The organism is Nonomuraea montanisoli, assembly GCF_013363975.1.
Taxonomy (GTDB): domain Bacteria; phylum Actinomycetota; class Actinomycetes; order Streptosporangiales; family Streptosporangiaceae; genus Nonomuraea; species Nonomuraea montanisoli.
On sequence record NZ_JABWGN010000001.1, the window covers coordinates 633524 to 651032 of the forward strand.

General features: G+C 73.6%; 15 protein-coding genes. 10 read left to right on the top strand and 5 right to left on the bottom strand.

What is annotated here, in order from left to right:
* From HTZ77_RS02825 to HTZ77_RS02860, 8 genes are all read left to right on the top strand, one after another.
* Positions 1 to 1584, top strand: coding sequence for a PspC domain-containing protein (locus HTZ77_RS02825; protein WP_175587800.1), 1584 nt, complete (start codon positions 1 to 3; stop codon positions 1582 to 1584).
* Complete coding sequence (locus HTZ77_RS02830) at positions 1574 to 1804, top strand: hypothetical protein (RefSeq protein ID WP_175587801.1); 231 nt, start codon at positions 1574 to 1576, stop codon at positions 1802 to 1804. Before HTZ77_RS02825 ends, HTZ77_RS02830 begins: the two co-directional genes overlap by 11 nt.
* Before the next feature lie 144 nt (positions 1805 to 1948).
* Positions 1949 to 2431: a (2Fe-2S)-binding protein gene (locus tag HTZ77_RS02835; protein ID WP_175587802.1), complete on the top strand. Its 483-nt coding sequence runs from the start codon at positions 1949 to 1951 to the stop codon at positions 2429 to 2431.
* Positions 2428 to 4839, top strand: a complete 2412-nt coding sequence (locus HTZ77_RS02840; protein WP_175587803.1) for a xanthine dehydrogenase family protein molybdopterin-binding subunit — start codon at positions 2428 to 2430, stop codon at positions 4837 to 4839. Before HTZ77_RS02835 ends, HTZ77_RS02840 begins: the two co-directional genes overlap by 4 nt.
* Positions 4836 to 5690 carry an FAD binding domain-containing protein gene (locus HTZ77_RS02845; RefSeq protein ID WP_175587804.1) on the top strand — a complete coding sequence of 285 codons (855 nt, stop codon included), beginning with the start codon at positions 4836 to 4838 and terminating at the stop codon, positions 5688 to 5690. The genes HTZ77_RS02840 and HTZ77_RS02845 overlap by 4 nt, the downstream gene beginning before the upstream one ends.
* A 68-nt stretch (positions 5691 to 5758) precedes the next feature.
* Positions 5759 to 6553, top strand: a complete 795-nt coding sequence (locus HTZ77_RS02850; protein ID WP_175587805.1) for an SRPBCC family protein — start codon at positions 5759 to 5761, stop codon at positions 6551 to 6553.
* Positions 6554 to 6668: 115 nt separating this feature from the next.
* Entirely contained in the window at positions 6669 to 9338 is a 2670-nt protein-coding gene (locus HTZ77_RS02855) for a bifunctional glycosyltransferase/CDP-glycerol:glycerophosphate glycerophosphotransferase (protein ID WP_175587806.1), read from the top strand.
* Positions 9335 to 10399, top strand: coding sequence for a glycosyltransferase (locus tag HTZ77_RS02860; RefSeq protein WP_175587807.1), 1065 nt, complete (start codon positions 9335 to 9337; stop codon positions 10397 to 10399). The genes HTZ77_RS02855 and HTZ77_RS02860 overlap by 4 nt, the downstream gene beginning before the upstream one ends.
* A 53-nt stretch (positions 10400 to 10452) precedes the next feature.
* Here the strand turns inward: HTZ77_RS02860 and HTZ77_RS02865 are convergent, their stop codons facing one another.
* From HTZ77_RS02865 to HTZ77_RS02875, 3 genes are read right to left on the bottom strand one after another with little or no spacing between them, the layout of a single operon-like run.
* Positions 10453 to 11499 carry a sulfotransferase family protein gene (locus tag HTZ77_RS02865; RefSeq protein WP_175587808.1) on the bottom strand — a complete coding sequence of 349 codons (1047 nt, stop codon included), beginning with the start codon at positions 11497 to 11499 and terminating at the stop codon, positions 10453 to 10455.
* 21 nt (positions 11500 to 11520) lie between these two features.
* Positions 11521 to 12465 (bottom strand): CDP-alcohol phosphatidyltransferase family protein, encoded by a 945-nt coding sequence (locus HTZ77_RS02870; protein ID WP_175587809.1) that lies wholly within the window; start codon positions 12463 to 12465, stop codon positions 11521 to 11523.
* 48 nt (positions 12466 to 12513) lie between these two features.
* Positions 12514 to 13962, bottom strand: coding sequence for a glycosyltransferase family 2 protein (locus HTZ77_RS02875; protein WP_175587810.1), 1449 nt, complete (start codon positions 13960 to 13962; stop codon positions 12514 to 12516).
* Between the two features lie 158 nt (positions 13963 to 14120).
* Here HTZ77_RS02875 and HTZ77_RS02880 point away from each other — a divergent pair, with 158 nt between their 5' ends.
* Positions 14121 to 14630: a GNAT family N-acetyltransferase gene (locus HTZ77_RS02880; RefSeq protein ID WP_175587811.1), complete on the top strand. Its 510-nt coding sequence runs from the start codon at positions 14121 to 14123 to the stop codon at positions 14628 to 14630.
* A complete protein-coding gene (gene pseI / locus HTZ77_RS02885; RefSeq protein ID WP_175587812.1) occupies positions 14627 to 15676 on the top strand; it encodes a pseudaminic acid synthase in 1050 nt (349 codons plus the stop codon). Before HTZ77_RS02880 ends, pseI begins: the two co-directional genes overlap by 4 nt.
* Before the next feature lie 63 nt (positions 15677 to 15739).
* On the opposite strand, the gene HTZ77_RS02890 is transcribed toward pseI, so the two are convergent.
* Entirely contained in the window at positions 15740 to 16705 is a 966-nt protein-coding gene (locus HTZ77_RS02890) for a PseG/SpsG family protein (protein ID WP_175587813.1), read from the bottom strand.
* Positions 16702 to 17430 carry a cytidylyltransferase domain-containing protein gene (locus HTZ77_RS02895; protein ID WP_175587814.1) on the bottom strand — a complete coding sequence of 243 codons (729 nt, stop codon included), beginning with the start codon at positions 17428 to 17430 and terminating at the stop codon, positions 16702 to 16704. Before HTZ77_RS02895 ends, HTZ77_RS02890 begins: the two co-directional genes overlap by 4 nt.
* Positions 17431 to 17509: the final 79 nt, after the last annotated feature.

The window sequence follows — 17509 nt, forward strand, 5'->3', positions numbered from 1 at the left end:
ATGACAGAGGCACCGCCGAAGACGCCCGCCGCGCCTCCCCGGTCGCTGCGCCGCAGCTCCGAGGGACGTTTCCTGCTCGGCATCTGCGCCGGGCTGGGGCGGCAGACCGGGATCGACCCGGTGGTGTTCCGCGTGGGGTTCGCGGTGCTGCTGTTCGGCTCCGGCATCGGCATCTTCCTCTACATCGCCGCGTTCCTGCTCATGAAGGAGCCGAACGGCCGGCCCGGCTGGATCGAGCAGTGGACCCGGCGCGACTTCGACGCCGAGACCGTGATGGCGCTGCTCACGGCGGTGTTCGGGTTCGGTCTGGCGATCAACCTGACGACGGTCTGGCTGGACACGGGCACGCTGGTGGTGGGCCTGCTGCTCGCGGTCTCGCTGCTCGCGGCGCACTCCAGGGGCGTGGACCTGCTCGGCCTGCTCCGCTCGATGCCGGAGCGGCTCAACCGCCGCCCGGCGCCGGGCGCCTATCCGCCGCCGCCGGTCTACCCGCCGGCGCCGGCCGCTGCCCGGCCGTACCAGCCGGGGGCGCCGTCGCAGGGCGTCACGCGGGCCTTCGCCCAGGGGACGGCGCGCCCGTCCACCCAGGAGTACGTGGCGCCCCCCTTCGGACCCGCGGCGAGCGCCGCACCCGGGCAGGCCGCGGCCGCGGACCGGCCGGACGCCTCCGGGCTCCGCGCCACGGACGGGCCGGACGCCCCCGAGTTCCGCACCGAGGAGCCGCAGACCGCCGAGAGCGGCGAGGGCGCCGCCAGGGCCGCCTCGCCGTCGGCCGAGCCGTTCGCGCCCCGGGGGCCGTTCCAGCCGAGCGGCCCGCAGCGGCCGCGCGACGCCTTCCCGCCGCGCCCGCCGTTCCCGCCGGGCGACGCGTACCAGCCGCTGGACCCGCGCAGACGCGCCGGCGCCGGCTACTCCCCCTACGACCCGGTCCTGTACGGCCGGCCCGTGCCGCGGCCCCGCAGGCCGCGGCGGCCCCCGTCGTTCATCGGCCCCATCACCCTGCTGCTGGCCTTCATCGTTGGAGGGATCATCGTGGCCGTCCAAGCCCGCTCGAGCGCGGGTGTGAGCCCGGCCGTCGTCGGCGGTGCCGTGCTCGTGACGATCGGCGCCGGCCTGCTGGTCGCCACCTGGTGGGGCCGCGGCGCGGGGCTGGTGGCGGCGGGCACGGGCGTGGCGTTCCTGCTGGCGTTCGCCATGATGGTGGGCGGCCTGCCGCGCAACATCGGCGACTACGTGTGGACGCCGCACACGGCCGCGGAGGCGAACCGCCCGTACGAGGTGGCGCTGGGCGAGGGCAGGCTGGACCTGTCGGAGCTGAGGATGACGCCCGGCACGAGCCTGACCCTGAACGCGCGGGTCAACCTCGGCGAGCTGACGGTGATCGTGCCGTCGGAGGCCCGGGTCGAGGTGCACGCGAGCAACAAGGTGGGCGACATCCAGATCGACCAGTCGATCAGGGGCGGCACGGACATCCGCTTCGACAAGGTGCTGGAGCCCGAGACGACGACCAAGGGACCGGTGTCGACCATCGTGCTGAACCTGAGGGGCGGCTTCGGGGACATGGAGGTGCGCCGTGCCGCGTGAGCGTGATGCGGGCGAGGAACTGGAGCCGGCGCGCCGCACCCACCGCACGGACTGGATGGCGCTGCTCAGCGGCATGCTGTTCGTGGCGCTGGGCGCGCTCGTGCTGACGGGCGAGCTGAAGGACCCGCTGGGGCTGCTGGTGCTGCTGGTGGTCGGGCTGGGCTTCTCGGGCCTGGTGGCGGTGGTCGCCAGGATCGCCAGGGTCGCCAGGGGCCGCTGAGCGAAGCGTCTCCTCCGGGGGCTCAGCCGCCTCCTCGGGGTCGTGGGAACGAGTGGTACGGGGTAAGTGAACCCTTGACCGGGAAAAAGCCCGGCGTAATTTGGCATTTATCCACTTATTCCCCCCTGCCTCGAGGGAGGACTTATGCCCCGCATCACCATCACCGTCGATGGGATCAGGTACGAGGAGGACGTGGAGCCGCGGCTCCTCCTCGTCCACCTCCTAAGAGAGCGTCTGGGCAAGACCGGCACACCCATCGGCTGTGACACCAGCAACTGCGGAGCCTGCACCGTGATGCTCGACGGCAGGAGCGCCAAGAGCTGCTCCGTCCTCGCGGTCCAGGCCGACGGCTGCGACGTCGTCACGATCGAGGGCCTCGGCGCGGACGGGGCCCTGCACCCGATGCAGCGGGCCTTCCACGAGGAGCACGCGCTGCAGTGCGGCTACTGCACGCCGGGCATGGTCATGGCGGCGATCGACCTGCTGAGGGACGACGCCGACCCGTCGGAGGAGACGATCCGGCACGGCCTGGAGGGCAACCTGTGCCGGTGCACCGGCTACTGCAACATCGTGCGCGCGGTGAAGCGGGGAGCCCAGGAGATGGGGCAGGGGGTTCGGACGCCATGACCGAGCTGGACGCCGGACTTGTCGGCGAGCAGATCGCGGAGAGCGGCCAGATCGCGGAGCCGACGGGCCGCGGGGAGATCGGCCGGGCCCGCAGGCGCAAGGAGGACGCCCGGCTGCTGACCGGGCACACCCGCTGGACGGACAACCTTCAGCAGCCGGGCATGCTCCAGGTGATGTTCCTGCGCAGCCCGATGGCGCACGCCCGCATCACCCGGGTGGACGTGTCGGCCGCGCGGGACCTGCCCGGCGTGCTGGCCGCCTTCAGCGGCCAGGACTTCGCGGACGAGCAGGGCAGCCTGCCGTGCGCGTGGCCGGTGAGCGAGGACATCGTGATCCCCGACCACCCGCCGATGGCGGTGTCGGAGGTGCGCTACGTCGGCGAGGCCGTCGCCTGCGTGGTGGCCACCGACCGCTACCGGGCCGCCGACGCCCTGGAGGCCATCGAGGTCGACTACGAGCCGCTGCCGGCGGTCATGGACATGCACGACGCGCTCACCCCGGACAGCCCGAAGGTGCACGAGAGCGGCAACAAGGCGTTCAGCACCACGATCACCTCGGGTGACGTGGAGGCCGCGTTCCGGGACGCCCCGGTGGTCATCGACCGGACGTACATCCAGCAGCGGCTGATCCCGAGCGCGATGGAGCCGCGCGCGGTGCTCGCGAGCACCGACGGCGACACGTTCACGCTCTGGTCGTCCACGCAGATCCCGCACGTGCTGCGGGTCATGCTGGCGGTCACCACCGGCATCCCCGAGCACCGGCTGCGGGTGATCGCGCCGGACGTGGGCGGCGGCTTCGGCTCGAAGCTCCAGGTCACGGCCGAGGAGGTGCTGTGCCTGCTGCTGACCCGCCGGCTCGGCCGCCCGGTCAAATGGAGCGAGTCGCGTACCGAAGGCAACCTGACCGTCCACCACGGCCGCGACCAGATCCAGCACATCCGGCTGGCGGCCGAGGCCGACGGCCGCATCCGCGGCCTGCGGGTGGAGCTGCTGGCCGACATGGGCGCCTACCTCATGCTCGTCACCCCGGGGGTGCCGATGCTGGGCGCGTCGATGTTCAACGCGATCTACAAGATGGACGCCTACGAGTTCGCCTGCACGGGCGTGTTCACCACGAAGATGCCGACCGACGCCTACCGGGGCGCGGGCCGGCCCGAGGCGACGTACGCCATCGAGCGCGTCATGGACGAGCTGGCCGCCGAGCTGGGGATCGACCCGCTGGAGGCGCGGCGGCGCAACTGGATCCGGCACGACGAGTTCCCGTACACCACGATCTCCGGCCTGACCTACGACTCGGGCAACTACGAGGCGGCCACGGACCGGGCGATGGCGTTGTTCGGCTACGACAAGCTGCGGGCCGAGCAGGCGGACCGGCGCGACAGGGGCGACCCGGTGCAGCTCGGCATCGGCGTCAGCACCTACACCGAGATGTGCGGCCTGGCGCCGTCGCGCCTGCTCGGCATGGCCAACTACGGCGCCGGCGGCTGGGAGCACGGCTCGGTGCGGATGCTGCCCACGGGCAAGGTCGAGGTCATCACCGGCACCTCGCCGCACGGGCAGGGGCACGTGACGTCGTGGAGCCAGATCGCCGCCGACGCGCTCGGCGTGCCGTTCGACGACATCACGGTGCTGCACGGCGACACGGCGGTCGCGCACAAGGGCATGGACACCTACGGCTCGCGCTCGCTGGTCATCGGCGGCGTCGCGGTGCTCAAGGCGTGCGAGAAGGTCAAGGACAAGGCCAGGAAGCTGGCCGCGCACCTGCTGGAGTGCTCGCCGGACGACCTGGAGTTCGAGGCCGGGGCGTTCAAGGTGCGGGGCACCGGGGCGAGCAGGACGATCCAGGAGCTGGCGTTCGCCGCGTTCACGGCGCACGACCTGCCCGAGGGCGTCGAGGCGCGGCTGGACTCCGACGCGACGTTCGACCCGGACAACTACTCCTTCCCGCACGGCACCCACCTGTGCGCGGTCGAGGTGGACACCGAGACGGGCATGGTCAAGATCCGCTCGTACGTCGCGGTGGACGACGTCGGCAAGGTCGTCAACCCGCTGATCGTCGAGGGGCAGGTCCACGGCGGCATCGCGCAGGGCGTCGCCCAGGCGCTGTTCGAGGAGGCGGTGTACGACGCGGACGGCAACCTGCTGACCGCGACGATGGCCGACTACCTGCTGCCGTCGGCGGCGGACCTGCCGGCCTTCACGACGGACCGCACCGAGACGCCTTCCACGGGCAACCCGCTGGGCGTCAAGGGCGTGGGCGAGGCGGGCACGATCGCCTCCACGCCGGCCGTCGTCAACGCGGTCGTGGACGCGCTGCGCCCGCGCGGCGTCCGCGACGTCCAGATGCCCTGCACGCCGGAGCGCGTGTGGCGGGCGGTCCAGGGCACCCGGGGAGGAGTGCGGTCATGATCCCTGCGCGGTTCGACTACCTGCGCGCCGGCTCGCTGGAGGAGGCGTGCCAGGCGCTGGCCTCCGACGAGGACGCCAAGGTGCTGGCGGGCGGCCAGTCGCTGCTGCCGCTGCTGCGGCTGCGGCTGTCGTACCCGACGACGCTGGTCGACATCGGCCGGCTGCCCGGGCTGTCGGGCGTCGAGGACCGGGGCGACCACGTCCACATCGGCGCGATGACCACGCACGACGAGGTGATGCGCTCGCCCGTCGTCACCGCGGCCTGCCCGCTGGTGGCGATGGCCACCGCCACGGTGGCCGACCCGGCCGTGCGGCACCGCGGCACGTTCGGCGGCTCGCTGGCGCACGGCGACCCGGCGGGTGACCTGCCGGCCGTGGTGCTGGCGCTGGACGGGGTGTTCGTGGCCCGGTCCGCGCGCGGCGAGCGGGACATCCCGGCCGCGGAGTTCTTCGTGGACTACCTGGAGTCGTCGCTGCGGCCGGGCGAGATCCTGGCCGGGGTGCGGATCCCGAAGCTCGGCGAGGGCTGGGGCTACCACTACGAGAAGTTCCACCGGACCGCTCAGGCGTGGGCGATCGTGGGCGTGGCGGCGGCCGTCAAGCGCTCGAACGGCGCCATCCAGGAGGCGCGCGTCGGCCTGACGAACATGGGCTCCACGCCGTTGCGGGCCCGCGCGGTCGAGGCGGCGCTGCGCGGCGTGGAGGTCGGCGAGCAGGTACGGCCGGCCTGCGAGGCGGCGGCCGAGGGCACCTCGCCCCCGGCGGACCTCCACGCGCAGCCCGACTACCGCAGGCACCTGGCCAAGGTGCTGACCTACCGCGCGATCGGCAAGGCCGCCGGAGCGCCGTGACGCGAGCGGGGGCGCCCCTTCCCGGGCGTCCCCGTCCGGACGTAGTGTCGAAGGTGAGGAGCGTTCCGATGGCGATGCGGTTCGAGCACGAGTTCACCGTCCCGGTCCCGGTCGAGCAGGCATGGGCGGTGCTGCTCGACGTCGAGCGCGTGGCGCCGTGCCTTCCGGGCGCGACGCTCGACGTCTTCGAGGGCGACGAGTTCACCGGCCGGATGAAGGTCAAGGTGGGGCCCATCACCGTGACCTACCGCGGCTCCGCCCGGTTCGAGGACGTGGACAAGGACTCCCACACGCTCACGATCAAGGGGTCGGGCAAGGAGGCGCGCGGGGCCGGCACGGCGTCGGCCACGGTCAAGGCCCGGCTGGCCCCGGCCGCGGGCGGCACGACCGCCGTGGCGGTGGAGACGTCGTTCCAGGTGACGGGGCGGCCCGCGCAGTTCGGACGCGGGGTCATGGCGGAGGTGGGCCAGAAGCTCATCGACAGGTTCGCGGCGAACCTGGCCGAGCTGCTGACCGAGCCGTCCCACGAGACCGCGCCCGCGGCGGCGGTCCCGGCCCCGGCGAAGGCCCCGGCCGAGGTTCCCGCCCCGGTGGAGGTCCCGGCCGCCGAGGCGGTCACCGCAGGAGGGCCGGTCGGCCCGGCCGCGGCGGGAGAGCGGCATCTCGCCGCGGTGCCCGAGCCCGAGCCGGAGCCCGAGTCATGGCCGGCGGGCACGCTGCGCACCTCGCGCAGCCCCGACGAGGAGGCCCTGGACCTGCTGGAGATCGCCGGCGCGCCGCTGCTGAAGCGGCTCGCGCCCGTAGCGGGCGCGCTGGTGGCGCTCGCGTTCGCGATCTGGCTGATCCGGCGGCTGATGCGGTGAATGTCGATCAGGCGGCTGATGCGATAGATATCCCCAAAACACCTTAAATCCGGACAAGTTACTCCGAACTCCGGGAATCCCCTCCCCACGTGACGCTCTCACGGGGGGAGGCGGCATGCCGGACTGCACAGTCGTCGTGATCACCTACAACGACGCGGCCCGCCTGCCCCGGGCCGTGCGCTCCGTCCTCCGCCAGACGCAGCACGACCTGGAAGTGATCATCGCCGACGACGCGAGCACGGACGACACCGCGCGCGTGGCCGCGGAGCTCGCGCGGTCCGACCCGCGCGTGCGCCACCTGCGCCGGGAGGTCAACAGCGGCGGCTGCGGCGCCCCGCGCAACGACGGGCTCGACGCCGCGACCTCGCCGTACGTCATGTTCCTCGACAGCGACGACGAGCTGCCGCGGCACGCCTGCAAGAGCCTGCTCACCGAGATCCGGCGCACCGGCGCGGACTTCGTCTCCGGCCAGATCTCGCGCCTGTACGAGTGGTCCGGCCGCAGCGAGCCCTACTACCCCGAGCTGTTCGCCGCCCGGCGGGTCGTGGACGGCATCCGCGCGGAGCCCCGGCTGTTCCTCGACTCGTTCACCACCAACAAGCTCTACCGGGTGCCCTTCCTGCGCGAGCACCGGCTGCGCTTCCCCGAGGACATCCACTACGAGGACCACGTCTTCGCCACCGAGGCGTACGCCGTCGCCCGCCGCTTCGCGGTCGTGCCGTGGCCCGTCTACCTGTGGCACCGGTTGCGCGACGGCTCGTCCGGCCCGACCAGCATCTCGCTGCGGATCCGCGAGATGGAGAACGTGCGCCACCGGCTCGTGGCCGCCTGGCGCAGCGACGACGTGCTGCGCGCGCACGGCCTGGCCGACCTGGTGCCGGACCGGCAGGAGCGGTTCCTGCGCCAGGACCTGCGCGTCTACCTCAACCCGCTGCCCCGGCGCGAGAGGGTGTGGGTCAAGGAGTTCGCCTCGGTCGTGCGGCCGTACATGGAGCGGATCCCCGCCGAGGTGGTCGGCCGGCTCGACCCGATGACCCGGGTGTGCTGCCACCTCATCCTGGAGGACCGGATCGACGACCTCATGGTGGCCGCCGGCTCGCTGACCGGCCACCACGCCCCGCCGCGCGCCGCGGTCCGGGCCGGCGGGCGGACGTACTGGGGCACCACGGTCTCCCCCGGCATGGACATCACCGCCCTGCGGCTGGCCGAGCTGCCCTTCGGCGCGAGCCGCCTGCGGCACGAGGTGACGGAGCTGTCCGCCGAGGGCGAGCGGGTGCGCATGACCGTGCGCACGTACGACCCGTTCGGCGCGCTGCCGCTGGAGTGGCGGGCATGCCTGCGGCTCGGCGGCGAGGAGGTGCCGATCCGGCCCGCCCCGTCGGGCGAGGGCGGCTACACCACCGAGGTGACCTTCACCGTGCGGCGGGGGTGTGAGCCGCGCATCGCCTTCACCAGCCTCGCGACCGGCCACACCACCTGCGACCGGCTCATCGTCCATCCCGGCGCCGAGCCGATCGACCTGCGCCGCGTGCGGCTCGAACCGTGCGGCCACACCGCGTACCTGCGGGCCCGCGAGCACCGAAGCGTCCGCTCGCTGCCGCGCCGGATCGCCCGCAGGCTGATCAGGATCGCCGGCCGGCCGCGCCACAAGCTGCTGGTCTACCGCGCGCTGACCATGCTGCTGCCGGCGCGCCACGACCTCGCCCTGTTCGAGTCGGACGTCGGCAAGGGATGCACGGGCAGCCCGCGCGCCGTCCACGACGAGGTCAAGCGGCGTGGCCTGCCCGTCGAGACGGTCTGGTCGGTGGTCAGGGGCCGCGCGGACGTCCCCGCCGGGTCGCGGGCGGTGCGCCGCGGGAGCTGGCGCTACGTCTGGACGCTGGCCCGCGCCGGCATCTGGGTGGACAGCCACGGCTTCCCGCTCGACTACCCGAAGCCGCGCCGCACCCGCTATCTGCAGACCTGGCACGGGCAGGGCATCAAGTCCATCGGCTTCGACGCGCCCGACCTGCGCGCCGACTTCGACCGGCCGCGCGAGGTGTGGCGCGCCGCGGTGGCCCGCTGGGACGCGCTCGTCTCCCCCAGCGAGGAGTTCTCGCGGCTGTTCGCCCGCGCCAACGGCTACACCGGCCCCATCCTGCGCTACGGCACGCCGCGCTGCGACGCGCTGGTCCGCGGGGTGTCGCGGACCGACGTCCGCGCCCGGCTGGAGATCCCGCCGGACCGCAGGATCCTGCTGTACGCGCCCACCTACCGCGACCGGGCCAAGGGCGGGGGCGCGTCGGTCCGGGCCGACCTGGAGCTGATGGCCGAGGAGCTGGCCGCCGAGTGGGTGGTGGTCCTGCGCACCCATCCGGTCGAGCGGTACACGGTGCCGGAGCACCTGCGGCACTTCGTCCGGCCGGCGGGGACCTATCCCGAGGTCAACGACCTGATGCTGGCCTCGGACGCGCTGCTGACCGACTACTCGTCGGTGATGTGCGACTACGCGATCACGGGCAAGCCGATGCTGTTCCTCATCGACGACTGGGACGACTACCGGCTGCGCGAGCGCGGCGTGTACCACGACCTGCCGGCGATCGCCCCGGGCCCGTGCGTGACGACCACCGGGGAGCTCATCGACCGGCTGCGTGACCTGGCCGAGGTCCACGCCGCCCACGCGGCCCGGTACGCGGCCTTCCGCGAGCTGTGGTGCGCCGACGAGCGCGGCGACGCGGCGTCCAGGGTCGTGACGGCCTTCTTCGGCGACCTCGGCTCCGGGCCCGGGACGGGGTGGGCCGCGTGAACGTCGTCTTCGCGTGCCTGGACGCCGACACGCTGGGCGGGATCCAGCGGGTCACGCACACCCTCGCGCAGGGCCTGGCCGGGCGCGGCCACGACGTCCGGGTGATCGGCCTGCACCGCTCGGCCGCGCCGTTCCGGTACGTGGCCGAGCCCCGCTACCGGCGCCACGTGGTCAGCCGGACCCGCTCGGGCCGGCCCGGCCGCCTGGCGCGGGCGCGGGCCGACCGGCGCCTGGCCCGGCTGCTGCGGGACTGCGCGCCGGGGTTCGCGGTGCTGACCTCGCCGAGCGTGGTGGCCCGGGTGGCGCCGCTGCTGCCGGACGGGCTGCGCTCGATCGGCCAGTACCACGGCTCGTACGAGCACGCGGGCGGCTGCTGGCACCTGGGCTCCATCCGCCGCCACTACCCGGGCCTCGACCAGGCGGTGTTCCTGAGCGAGGACGACGCCTGGCGCTTCTCCGAAGGGGCGCTGCTGCCCAACGCCTGGTCGCTGCCGAACCCGCTGCCCGGCTGGCCGGAGCGGGTCTCCACGCTGGAGGCCCCGCGCGTGCTGGGCGTGGGGCGCCTGGAAGGGGTCAAGCGGTTCGACCGGTTGATCACCGCGTTCGCGGCCTCGGGCGCGCCACCGCCCTGGGAGCTGCACCTCGTGGGCGACGGCGCCGAGCTGGACCGGCTGCGCGCGCACGCCGCGCGCGAGGGGGTGGCCGACCGGGTGGTGTTCCGGGGGCGGGTGCCCGCCGAGCGGATGCCCGGCGAGTACCTGGCCGCCTCGCTGGTGGCGCTGACCAGCGAGCACGAGGGACTGCCGCTGACGCTGCTGGAGGCGGCGGCACACGGGGTGCCCGCGGTGGCGTACGACGTGTCGGGAGGGGTACGGGCCGCGGGCCCGGTGCTGGTGCCGCCGGGCGACACCGGCGGGTTCGCCCTGGAGCTGGGCCGGCTGGCCGGCTCGCCCCGGGAGCGGCGACGGCTCGGCGCCGCCGCCCGCGCCCGGGCCGAGGCGTTCCGCCCCGACCGCGTGCTGGACGCCTGGGAGACCCTGTTCGTCCACGTCAGGCGGTGACTCCGGGAGCCTCGTCAGGCGGTGACCCCGGGAGTCCCTCGGCAGAGGGCGGGTCAGGCGGTGACGGACGGGTGCTTGTCCTCGGCCGGCTGCGGCGGCAGCCCGGCCAGCGCCCGCTGGCGCGAGGTGAGCAGCGCCGCCACCGGCCCGGGCTCGCGCAGCCGCTGGAAGCGGTCGCGCAGGCGCTTGCGGGAGCGGGCGGCCTTGCGCTTCTGCATGACCCGCTGGAGGGTCGCGACGTGCTCCTTGGACGGCGCCGGCGCGCCGCTGAGCTCGTACCCGTTGGCCACCAACCGGTCGCCGAGCGCCTGCTCGGCCAGCGAGATCTCCCAGCCCTCCAGCCGGCCGGTCCAGCTCCCGACCCGCGTGCGCAGCACCTCGCCGTGGGTGTTGCTGTGCCAGACCTTGTGGACGGGCACGGCCACCTGCGCCGCCTCGCGCGGCGAGACCATGGCCGGGTCGAAGTCCTCCTCAAGGAAGAGGCAGAGCTTCTTCAGCTCGGTCGACGGGTCGTCGGTCAGGTCCTCGTAGCGCAGCTCGTAGTAGCTGTCGGCGGGCATCGTGCGGCGCAGCTTGACGCCCGCGTCCATGGCCTCGGCCCAGGTGGAGATGGCGTGGAAGGAGTTGTGGGTGTACCAGGGCATCTCCTTCAGGGAGGAGACGCAGTCGCGGCCGTCCCTGATGAGGTGGATGAACTGGGCGTCGGGGAAGATCCTGAGCAGGATGTCCACCTGCTTGACGTAGCTCGGCCGCTTGTCGCCCCAGCGCGGCTTGCCGAACCTCTCCGCGTACATGCGGAACGTCGTGCCGATCACCGAGCCCAGCGAACCGGGGCCCTCGACGCACTCACGGACGAACTCATCCTTGTCGATCTTGAGTTCCTTGAACTTCGTGGTGCGGTCGGTCGCGATCCACTCCGCGAGGGCGGCGCGCCGCTGGGCGAGGCGCATGTCGCCGAACTCGCGGCGGCGCTGGTACACGGGCACGACGTACCGCGTCTCGGGCGGGACCGCCATGCGTGGATGGGAGTGGAGCATGAGCTGCAGCATCGTGGTGCCGGAGCGCGGGCAGCCGACGACGAAGACAGGCCGATCGGACATTACGTACTAACCCCCGAAAACTTAGACGAGAACGTGCTCTCGGCTCTCCTGCCGGGAGGACACGGTGTGCCGGCGCGTGAAGCGCCACATCCGGTAGACAAGGAAGATCTCGTTGGCGAGCAGCAGCACGCCGGCGACCGCGGACACCGGCACCAGCGCGGCCACGCCGACGACCGGCGCGACCACGAACACCGCGGCGTGGAACTCGATGCCGCTGATCAGGTGGGTGCGGATGCGGCGGCGGGCGAGGTACCTGTTGAGCCGCCGGGAGAACTTGCGGTTGCGGCCCCGCCGGCGGGCGGCGGCGGCCACGTGCTCCACCGCCTCGTCGTCGTCGACGGCCGCGCCGACCGGCTCGTCGTCGCCCTCGCCGAGTGACGGCTCGTCGACGATCCGCAGGTCGAGAACCGGCTCACGGACGGCCGTGGCGTACTCCCGGTGCCAGACCCGGGCGGCCTCCGCCAGCTCGGCGGCCTCCACCCGCGACTCCCTGATGATCTCCCGCACCCGCTTCATCTGCGGCGCGTTGACGTACCGGAACAGGTCGAGCACGGCGACCCCCGCGCCGAGCACGATGAACCGCACGTCACCGGTGAGCGCGTACTGCCCGTAGGCCAGGCCGGTCGCGCAGAGGACCACCCGCACCCGGTCGCCCACGTAGTCGAGCCAGAGCCCGAAGGGCGTCCCCGTGCCCTTGAGCCGGGCGATCTTCCCGTCCACGCAGTCGACCATGAAGCTGAGGTAGAACGCCGCCGCGCCCGCGACCAGCAGGTCCAGGGCGAAGCAGACGGCCGAGACCAGGCCGATGACCAGCGACGCCACGGTGAGCTCGTTGGGCGTGATCCGCGTCCGGTTGGCCACCAGCAGAGCCGTCCGGCAGGCCAGCGGGTCCACGAGGTACACGGTCCACCAGGAGTCTCTCCGCTTGCGTGCCGCATGGACGTCATCGAGCGAATAGGACCTCATGGATTCCAGGATGACTACCCGCCGTGACCTCAGAACCACTCTCTGGAACTACTGGGTGATGTCCATGCCCGTTCTTGACCATCCCGGCACGGACAACCGCCACGTCCGGTTGCCGTCCCCGTCGCGGAAGCAGCCCTCCATCACCAGCCCGCGCGCCTCCACCTGCGCGTGCAGGCGCCACGTGGGGCCGCCGCGGCGCAGTCGCCGCGGGTCGATCTCGGCCATCAGCCGTCCCGGGCCGAGCCGCCGCGACGGCAGCGGCACCTTGCGGCTGCCGTCGCTCAGCCACACCTCGATCTTGCGCGGTCTGCGCTCCACCCGGTGCAGGGCCACCTCGCCGACCACCGCGAAGCCCTGGCCGTCCCACCGGCACTCCTCGACCCTGGCCAGCACCTTGATCTCGTCGCGGGCGTCGTACACCTCGTCGGGGATGCGCAGCGACCGGTCGCGGAAGTACGGGTAGTCGCCGTACCAGCCGACGCGGCGCAGCCCGCGCGGCACGATGCGCGCGGCCTCCTCCGACGACCTCCTGAACTCGCGCACCCTGCGCAGCTCCTTGACCAGCCCGCGCTCCACCAGGTGCAGCTCCAGCCGCCGCAGCGACGGCGCGGTGGCCAGCACGCCCGGATTGAGCACGGCCAGCCACTGGCGGGCGAGATCCAGCAGCGGCTCCAGCTCGTCCTCGTCGGCGTGCTCCAGCGCCTGGAACAGGAAGACGATGTCCTTCTCCAGCACCAGGCCGTCGAAGGAGCGGGTCAGCTCCGGCGCCTCCTCCTGCAGGAACGACCGGACGGCGCGGATGGCCTCCAGCCGGTCGGCGAGGTTGGGCAGCTCGGCCCGCCGCTGCGTGATCGAGGTGCCCCCGGCCTCGCGCCTGCGCCAGTGGTAGACGACGTCCGGCAGCAGGTCCACGCTGGCGGCCAGCACGTGGGCGCGCATGCTGAGCGGCACGTCCTCGTAGATGCCCTGCCGGAACCGCAGCCGGTGCTCGTACCAGAATTCCTTGCGGTAGAGCTTGTTCCACACCGTGCGGTCCCTGACCAGCGCCCGCCGGTCCATGATGTGCGTGCGCCGCACCTCGCGCCTGAACAGCTTGTCGTGCAGCGACGACGGCGACAGCTCGCCGTCCGCCATGCGCCGCACCCCGCCGCACGCCAGGTCGGAGCCGGTCCGCTCCAGCGAGGAGACCAGCAGCTCGTACGCCTCGGCCGGTACGACGTCGTCGCTGTCGGCGAACGCCAGGTACGCCCCGCGGGCCCACCGGACGCCCTCGTTGCGGGCCGGGCCGGGCCCCCGGTTGGGCTGACGCACCACGGTGAAGCGCGGGTCGCGGGAGGCGAACCCCTCGGCGATCCGGCGGCTGCCGTCCACCGAGCCGTCGTCCACCAGGATGACCTCGATGTCGTTCAGCGTCTGGGTCGCCAGCGACTCCAGGCACTCGGCGATGTACTGCTCCACGTTGTAGAAGGGGACGACGACGCTGACCAGGGGCGCCATGCCAGGGCTCCTTGTGTGTCGGGGGACGGGTCCGAGGGCAGCATCCCGCCGCCATGGCCCGGTGGCCGCTGTCGATGCCCCACCCTGATCAGCTCTTTACCGGGCGCATAGTCCGCTACGGTGTGGACGTAACCAGACACAGAGCGTGAGGAGGTCCGGTGCTCAGACAGGTCCACGACGACGATCTGCCGGTCATGCTCCGCTGGCGCAACCACCCGAAGGTCCGCGCGGCCAGCTTCACCACCCATGCGATCGGCGAGGAGGAGCACGCCCACTGGTGGGCCGGGGTGCGCGCCGACCCCTCCCGGCGGGTGCTCGTCTACGAGCACGGCGGGACCGCCTGCGGCGTGGTGACCTTCTCCGGGCTCTCCCCGGAGCGGCCGGTCGCCTCCTGGGGCTTCTACCTCGACCTCGACGGGCTGGAGCGGTCGGGCGGGCTGATCTCCGCATGGTTCGGGATCGAGCGTGACGCGATCGACCACGCCTTCGGGCCGCTCGGGCTGACGACCCTGCGGGGCGAGGTGCTGGCCGGCAACCGGCCGGTCCGCCTCCTGCACAGCCGCTTCGGCTTCGAGGAGACCGGCGGCTACCGCCGCGTCATCGACGGCGAGACCGTGGACGTGGTGACCGTCGAGGTCACCCGCGCGTCCCGAGAGGAGCGGGCATGAGGCCCCTGACGATCGCCGGCCGCCGCGTCGGCCCCGGCGAGCCGCCGTTCGTCGTCGCCGAGATGTCCGGCAACCACGACGGCAGCCTCGACCGCGCCCTGGCCATCGTCGAGGCCGTGGCCGCGAGCGGCGCCCACGCGCTGAAGCTGCAGACCTACCGGCCCGACACCATCACGATCGACGCCGACGGCCCGGCCTTCCGCCTCGGCTCCGGCCACGAGCTGTGGGGCGGCGAACGGCTCTACGACCTGTACCGGCGGGCCCACACGCCGTGGGAGTGGCACGAGCCGATCTTCGCCAGGGCGCGCGAGCTGGGGCTCGTGGTGTTCTCCTCGCCGTTCGACCCCACGGCCGTCGAGCTGCTGGAGAAGCTCGGCTGTCCCGCGTACAAGATCGCCTCGTCCGAGCTGGTGGACCTGCCGCTGATCCGGCTGGTCGCGGCCACCGGCAAGCCGCTCGTGCTGTCCACGGGCATGGCCACGGCCGGCGAGATCGACGCGGCCGTGACGGCCGCCCGCGAGACCGGCTGCGCCGAGCTGGCCGTGCTCGCCTGCACCGCCTCCTACCCGGCCTCACCCGCCGAGAGCGACCTGCGGCGGCTGCCGCTGCTGGCCGGGCTCACCGGCGCGGTCGTCGGCGTCTCCGACCACACGCCGGGCATCGGCGCGGCGCTCGCGGCGGTCGCCCTCGGCGCCTGCGTCATCGAGAAGCACGTGACGCCGGACCGGGCGGGCGGCGGGGTGGACGCGGCGTTCTCGCTGGAGCCGGCCGAGCTGGCGGCGCTGGTCGTGGAGAGCGAGCGGGCCTGGCAGGCGCTCGGCGAGGCCCGCCTCGGGCCGCGGCCGTCGGAGCGGGAGGGGCTGCGGTTCCGCCGGTCGCTGTACGTGGTCGCCGGGGTGCGGGCGGGCGAGCCGGTGACGGAGCGCAACGTCCGCTCGATCCGGCCCGCCGGCGGGCTGCCGCCCGCGGCGCTGGCGGAGGTGACGGGGCGCCGCTTCACCCGCGACGTGCCGGCGGGCACGCCGCTCACCTGGGACCTCATCTGACCTGACCTGGGACCTCATCGGAGACCTGACCTGACCTGACTTGGGAGGTGGCGCGCTCCGGGCTCACCGCAGGGCGAGGAGCGCGTCGGCGACGCGCTCGCGGCCCTTGCCGTCCACGAGGCCGCTGCCCCGCCTGCCGTACTCCTCGCGCAGCGCCGGGTCGGCGAGCAGCCGGGTCAGCATCTCGGTGGCGACGGCGCCGGGCGCGGGGCCGAGCCCGGCCGCGATGCCGCCGCCCACCAGCGCCTCGTAGCCGATGAGCTGGTTGCCGGTCACCCAGGTCAGCGCGGCCGGCACCCCGAGGTAGAGCAGCTCCCAGATGGTCGAGCCGGCGGCGGTGAGCACGAGGTCGGCCTCCGACATGAGCTCGGGCAGCCGGTCGGTGGGCGGGATGACGGTGATCGGCCCGTCCGCCGCGAACGGCCGCGGGCTCACCACCGTCGCGCGGAACGGCACGCCGGTCGCCACCAGCGCCTCGGCCCAGGCCGGCGTCACGCCCGCGCTGTCGGTGCCGCCGAAGAAGCACAGCACGCGCGGCACGTCACCGCGCGGCCCGGCCGTCCGGCGCAGCCTGCGGACGCTGTCGCGCAGCAGCGCGTAGCGCACCCCGGCCAGCCGCTCGGCGAGCAGCGGGAACGGCCGCAGCTCGGCCCCGAGGTTCTGGTCGAGGTAGACGTCGGCCTCCTGGCCGAGCGGGTCGCCGTCGACGATCGCCAGCACGGCCGCGCCCGTCCGCCTGACCCGGGCGCCCGTGCCGGGGGCCAGGTCGTACGAGTCGAGCACGACCACGTCGAGGCGCAGGTCGCCCACCAGCTCCGCGAGCCGCCCGGGCGCGGCGGGGGCCGGGACGAGCGGCAGGCCGCGCGCCAGGAGCTGGGCCCGCGCCCACGCCGAACCGGCCAGATCGCCCAGGAAGCTGACCTCGACGCCGCGCCCGCGCAGCTCCTCGGCGAGCGCCACGCAGCGCACCAGGTGGCCGACGCCCCTGCCGGCGCCGGCGTCGCAACGGACGCCGACCCGGCCGATCATGCCTCCTGCAGCGCTTTCTGCTGGACGTGCGCGTTGAGCCGGCAGATCTCCGGCCGGGCGCGCAGCCAGCCCACGAGCGTCGCGTACGGCACGCACCGGTCGCCGAAGGCGGCCACCACCCGCGAGATGAGCGCCCAGTCGTCCTCGGTGTCGAGCGTGACGCGCAGGTCGGCGGCCGGCGGGGCGTAGGCCAGGCCGAGCAGCCGCGACGCGCCCGGGTGCGTGTAGACGTAGGAGGTGACGTGGACGCGGTGGTGGGCGGTCGCCTCCCGCCCGGCCCGCGCGAGCGCCTGCCCGCTCACGATCTCCACGTCGAGGCCGCGGGGCAGGGTGCGGGTCAGGCTCGTGCTCAGGTAGTCGAGGCCCGGCACCGCCCGGTGGACCAGCGCGGCCTCGCGGACGATCGCCGGGTCGAGCAGCGGGCAGTCGGCGGTGAAGCGCATCACCGCGTCGGCCGGGTGGAGCTCCAGCGTCTGCTGGAAGCGGCCGAGCACGTCGTCCACCGGCCCCCGGTGCCAGGCGAGGCCGAGCCGCAGGCACTCGGCCACCACGGCGTCGTCGGCGGGCTCGGTCGTGGTGGCGACCACCAGCTCGTCCACCGCGTCCGCCTGCCGCACGGCCCGCGCCACCCAGCTCAGCACCGACCGGCCGCCCAGGTCGCGCAGGACCTTGCCCGGCAGGCGCGTGGACCCCGTCCGTGCCTGAATGATTCCGACAATCCGCACTGAAGCCCCATTCCCCCGTGTGACCGTGCGTTGCTGAACGATCGCGCTATGCTACCGGCTCAGCTCCGGCGACTACAGG

Bases quoted from the DNA above. Each gene is read 5' to 3' on its own strand.
- HTZ77_RS02835 (WP_175587802.1), top strand. From the start codon at position 1,949: ATGCCCCGCATCACCATCACCGTCGATGGGATCAGGTACGAGGAGGAC.
- HTZ77_RS02890 (WP_175587813.1), bottom strand. From the start codon at position 16,705: ATGATCGGCCGGGTCGGCGTCCGTTGCGACGCCGGCGCCGGCAGGGGC.
- HTZ77_RS02855 (WP_175587806.1), top strand. From the start codon at position 6,669: ATGCCGGACTGCACAGTCGTCGTGATCACCTACAACGACGCGGCCCGC.
- HTZ77_RS02875 (WP_175587810.1), bottom strand. From the start codon at position 13,962: ATGGCGCCCCTGGTCAGCGTCGTCGTCCCCTTCTACAACGTGGAGCAG.
- HTZ77_RS02870 (WP_175587809.1), bottom strand. From the start codon at position 12,465: ATGAGGTCCTATTCGCTCGATGACGTCCATGCGGCACGCAAGCGGAGA.
- HTZ77_RS02865 (WP_175587808.1), bottom strand. From the start codon at position 11,499: ATGTCCGATCGGCCTGTCTTCGTCGTCGGCTGCCCGCGCTCCGGCACC.
- HTZ77_RS02840 (WP_175587803.1), top strand. From the start codon at position 2,428: ATGACCGAGCTGGACGCCGGACTTGTCGGCGAGCAGATCGCGGAGAGC.
- pseI (WP_175587812.1), top strand. From the start codon at position 14,627: ATGAGGCCCCTGACGATCGCCGGCCGCCGCGTCGGCCCCGGCGAGCCG.
- HTZ77_RS02850 (WP_175587805.1), top strand. From the start codon at position 5,759: ATGGCGATGCGGTTCGAGCACGAGTTCACCGTCCCGGTCCCGGTCGAG.
- HTZ77_RS02825 (WP_175587800.1), top strand. From the start codon at position 1: ATGACAGAGGCACCGCCGAAGACGCCCGCCGCGCCTCCCCGGTCGCTG.
- HTZ77_RS02845 (WP_175587804.1), top strand. From the start codon at position 4,836: ATGATCCCTGCGCGGTTCGACTACCTGCGCGCCGGCTCGCTGGAGGAG.